4 protein-coding genes are annotated in these 3501 nt (G+C 70.4%); 1 reads left to right on the top strand and 3 read right to left on the bottom strand.

Annotated features, from left to right (window positions below; genetic code table 11):
• Positions 1–1023 (top strand): P-loop NTPase (locus tag ACN27A_RS33705; protein ID WP_421458940.1); only part of this gene is annotated, 1023 nt, incomplete at its 5' end.
• A gap of 109 nt (positions 1024–1132) precedes the next feature.
• Here the strand turns inward: ACN27A_RS33705 and tatB are convergent.
• The 3 genes from tatB to rseA all read right to left on the bottom strand — a co-directional run.
• On the bottom strand, positions 1133–1552 hold the full coding sequence (gene tatB, locus ACN27A_RS33700; RefSeq protein WP_421458938.1) for a Sec-independent protein translocase protein TatB: 420 nt from the start codon (positions 1550–1552) through the stop codon (positions 1133–1135).
• A 2-nt stretch (positions 1553–1554) separates the two neighbouring features.
• A complete protein-coding gene (locus tag ACN27A_RS33695; RefSeq protein ID WP_421458936.1) occupies positions 1555–2937 on the bottom strand; it encodes a S1C family serine protease in 1383 nt (460 codons plus the stop codon).
• Between the two features lie 187 nt (positions 2938–3124).
• A partial coding sequence (rseA, locus tag ACN27A_RS33690) for an anti-sigma E factor RseA (RefSeq protein WP_421458934.1) occupies positions 3125–3501 on the bottom strand: 377 nt, incomplete at its 5' end.

Genomic DNA, 3501 nt, shown 5'->3' with positions numbered 1-3501 from the left:
GACGTCAGCGTCGAGGCCGACGGGTCGGTGCACGTCGAGATCTACCTCACCACCGCCGCATGCCCGAAGAAGACCGAGATCTCCGATCAGGTCACCCGCGCCGCCAGCGACGTTCCCGGCACCGGCTCGGTCCGGGTGAGCCTCGACGTGATGAACGACGCGCAGCGCGCCGAACTCCGCAAACAGCTGCGCGGCGACTCCCGGGAGCCGGTCATTCCGTTCGCCCAGCCGGGCTCGCTCACCAGGGTGTACGCCGTGGCGTCCGGCAAGGGCGGCGTCGGCAAGTCCAGCATCACGGTGAACCTGGCTGCCGCACTGGCCGCCCGCGGACTGTCCGTCGGCCTCCTCGACGCCGACATCTACGGGCACTCGGTGCCCAGGATGATGGGCACCACCGAGCGCCCCACCCAGGTCGACTCGATGATCCTGCCGCCGATCGCCCACGACGTGCGCGTCATCTCCATCGCGATGTTCACCCAGGGCAACACCCCCGTGGTGTGGCGGGGCCCGATGCTGCACCGCGCATTGCAGCAGTTCCTCGCCGACGTCTACTGGGGCGACCTCGACGTCCTGCTGCTGGACCTGCCGCCCGGAACCGGTGACATCGCGATCTCGGTGGCGCAGCTGATCCCCGGTGCGGAGATCCTGGTCGTGACGACGCCGCAGATGGCGGCCGCCGAAGTGGCCGAGCGCGCCGGCGCGATCGCGCTGCAGACGCGCCAGCGCATCGCGGGGGTCGTCGAGAACATGGTCGACGGACCGGTGATCAAGATGTTCGGCGAAGGCGGCGGCCGCCATGTCGCCGAGAGCCTGTCGCGGGCAGTGGGCGCGGAGGTTCCGCTGCTGGGCCAGGTGCCGCTCGATCCCGAACTGGTGGGCGCCGGCGACACCGGTGTCCCGCTGGTGCTCAGCGCACCGGACTCGCCGGCGGGCAAGGAACTGCACGGCGTGGCCGACGCCCTGTCGAGCCGCAAGCGTGGTCTGGCCGGCATGTCTCTCGGGCTCGATCCCGCCGGTCGCTGACCGCACCACCGCCGAAACGGCATTCCGGCCGCGCTGCACTCGCACTTCTTCTGCCGGAATGCGAGTTCGGCGGGATCGGCCGCCGCGGCGACCCGGGCGACCCGGTCCTCTAGGTGGCGTCGGTGTCGAACGGCGTCTGCGCCGCGGGCTTGCCCGGCTGTGCCGGCGCGCCGGGGGCAGCAGCCCCCGGACCGGGCCCGGACTGCGGTTTCTCGGGTGTGCCGGCGTCCGTCGCGTCGAACTTGCCGGTGAAGATCGAGTCGTCGCCGTCGAGCAGGTGTTTGGTCAGCGCCGCACGCGGGGTCATCCCGCGCAATTTCTGCAGCTCCGACAACGGCTCGCGCAGGTCGTCGAACTCCGGACCGAGGTCCTGACGGAGCTGACTGGTCGCGCCGGTCAGGTAGTCACGCGCCTGTTTGACCGCCCCGGCGGTCCACCGGATGGCCCCGGGAAGCCGCTCCGGCCCGAGGATCACCAGACCGGCGATCACCAGGACCACCATCTCGCCCCAGCCGACGTTGGCGAACATGACTAGGTGCTGGTGTCCGCGCCGGGGGTCACCGTCAGCGTCACGTTGCGCCCCTCGCGGACGACCTCGATGGGCGCCGGTTCCCCGATCTTGAGTTGCCGCACGGCGACGACGAACTCGTCGGCGTCGGCGACGGTACGGTCACCCACCTTCACCACGACGTCGTTCTCCATGATCCCGGCCTGCTCGGCGGGACCGCCGGCGTTGACGTTGGCGATCTGCGCGCCCTTGGCGAGGTCGTTGCTCACTGAGCGGGCGGTCAGCCCGAGGGTCGGATGCGCGATCTTGCCGTTCTCGATCAGGGTCTCGACGACCTGCTTGACCTCGTTGACCGGGATCGCGAAGCCGAGGCCGCTGGCGCTGTCCGACAGCGATTTGCCCGCGGTGTTGATGCCGATGACCTCGGAGCTCATGTTGATCAGCGGGCCGCCCGAGTTGCCGTGGTTGATCGACGCGTCGGTCTGCACACCGTCGATGACGGTGTCGGTGTCCGAGCCGTCGCCCGACAGCGGCACCGGGCGGTTCAGCGCGCTGATGATGCCGTGGGTGACGGTGCTGCGCAGCCCGAGCGGGGCGCCGGCGGCGATCACCTCTTCACCGACGGTGAGCTTGTCGGAATCGCCCATCCGGGCCACGGTCAGGTTGTCGACGTTGTCGACCTTGAGCACCGCCAGGTCGGTCTTGGGGTCGCGGCCGACCAGGTTGGCGGGAACCTCGGTGCCGTCGTTGAACACCACCGCGATCTGGAACTGGCTGGGGTTGCTCGCCGCCTCGGAGATCACGTGGTTGTTGGTCACCACGTAGCCGCGCTCGTCGACGACGACGCCGGAACCCTGCGATCCCTCGGTGTCGCTGGTCGCCTCGATGGTCACCACCGAGTCGGCCACCGCGGCGGCGACCTCGGCGAACGGCCCGCCGTGCACCTCGGGGTTGTCACTGGTCTCCAGGGTGACCTTCGACGTCGTGAAAGCCTGGACCACCTCGGCGGTGGTGCGTCCCACCCATCCGCCGGCGACACCGATGACCAGCGCCACGATGCCGAGCACCACCAGCGCGGCGATCGAGACCTTGCCGCCGAACAGCACGTCGCGGACACCGAGCTTGCCTACCGGAGCGGGCGGGGTGACGGGCACGCTGGGCGCCAGAGCCGGGGTGCCCAGACCCACGGGTGCGCCCGGATTGCGCCACGGGTCGTCGACGTCGGCTGCGCCGCCGTCGCGGTCGGCATCCAGGGCGCCGGCGTCGGTGGGATGGCGCTGCAACGAGTCGGCTCCGGGGTTCGGGCGGCCGAACGCCTCGGCGAGCACCGGGTCGGGCGCCTGGTCCTGGGGGGTGTACTCACCCTGGTCGGCGTGCGACTCGGCGTCCAGGAAGGAGCCCTCCACGCCTGCCGGCCTGCCGAATGCGCGCTGGGCCGCCGGGTCCACCGGCGGACGGGACACGGGGCGCGGCTCGAGACGATCCCGGCCGGTCTGGTCCAGATTGCTCACCCGTTATTGCCCTTCTCGAAAACCGTCCATCAGGGCGTCAGCTATCGCCGACGCACATCGCTCTAAAGAATCCGCTTCCACCCTACCGGCGCTTGCGGCGAGCGCGCCGTGCGTCGTCAGCTAACTGCGGCGCGTCGACGGCTTCCGGAGGCTCGACCGGTGAACGGTTGGGGATCTGCGACAACAACCCCAGCAAAGAGCTCGGCATGTCGACCGGGCACGAATCGCGCAACGCCGCGCGGGCCTGCCGCTGCGCGTCGACCTCGGCTGCGCAGTCGGCGCACAACGACAGATGATGCGCGGCGCGCAGATGCGCGCTCATACGCAGTTCGCCGTCGACGAACGCGGCGATCGCCTCGGTCGAAAGGTGTTCGGTCGACCCGAACTGGCGGGGTCCGACCGGGGCATCGCTCTGCGATGCGAAGTGCGCCGGCAGCCAGGAGAAGGCGCGTCGGAAGC

The sequence above is a fragment of the Micromonospora sp. WMMD737 genome, from assembly GCF_049179055.1.
GTDB lineage: Bacteria > Actinomycetota > Actinomycetes > Mycobacteriales > Micromonosporaceae > Micromonospora > Micromonospora reichwaldensis.
Note: the sequence above shows the minus strand (reverse complement) of the source record. Positions and strands in the feature narration are given on the sequence as shown.

Bases quoted from the DNA above. Each gene is read 5' to 3' on its own strand.
- tatB (WP_421458938.1), bottom strand. From the start codon at position 1,552: ATGTTCGCCAACGTCGGCTGGGGCGAGATGGTGGTCCTGGTGATCGCC.